This is a genomic window from Vibrio sp. 811 (genome assembly GCF_033339195.1).
Window position 1 is genome coordinate 1 of sequence record NZ_JAWOUB010000636.1, and the last position, 597, is coordinate 597.

The 597-nt window shown below is 44.1% G+C and carries 1 protein-coding gene; it reads right to left on the bottom strand.

Translation table 11 applies throughout. The features are described 5' to 3' along the window. Positions 1-483 (bottom strand): YcjX family protein (locus tag R7Q46_RS28545; RefSeq protein WP_318078493.1); only part of this gene is annotated, 483 nt, incomplete at its 3' end. Between the last annotated feature and the right edge of the window lie 114 nt (positions 484-597).

Sequence of the window (597 nt, forward strand, 5' to 3'; positions counted from 1 at the left end):
TTTCAGCGCGTCAAACTGCGTTTGAGACCAACTCGAAAAGTCCATATCTAGCAAAGGCAAGTCCAGTAGCCATTCACCCGGATAGTCGATGATGTCAACATTGAGAACCGCCGTTTTACTGAGCAGCTTCTTGGTCGTTTTCTTTGGTTTGTATTTTAAAGCTAGGCGAATTTCGCTCACATCACGCGTTGGCACTGGCCATTGTGGTGGGTTCGCATGAATCTGGCTCATCGCCTCGTCGTAAGCAAAGCGAGGCACCATCATATTGGTTTGAGGTTCACGCTTTGCACCAATAAGGCGTTTGTCTCTCGCGGCGGTCAATAAAGGTAGATTGTCGTGAGTGGCGGTGTGAAGCAACTGATTAACCAAAGACGTGATAAAGGCCGTTTTACCCGCTCGGGATAACCCAGTTACCGCAATTCTTACATTAGAATCCATACCACGGCTGATAAAGTCGTTCACTTCTTGCTTTATTCTTTTCATAGTTTTTATTTATCTCACCAGTTTTTATACCCAACGCTTCAATAGAAGTAACTTGAGTATCACGAGTCTAAGTTTACCAACCTTAATCAAAGATGAACAAAATCTGCAATCTAG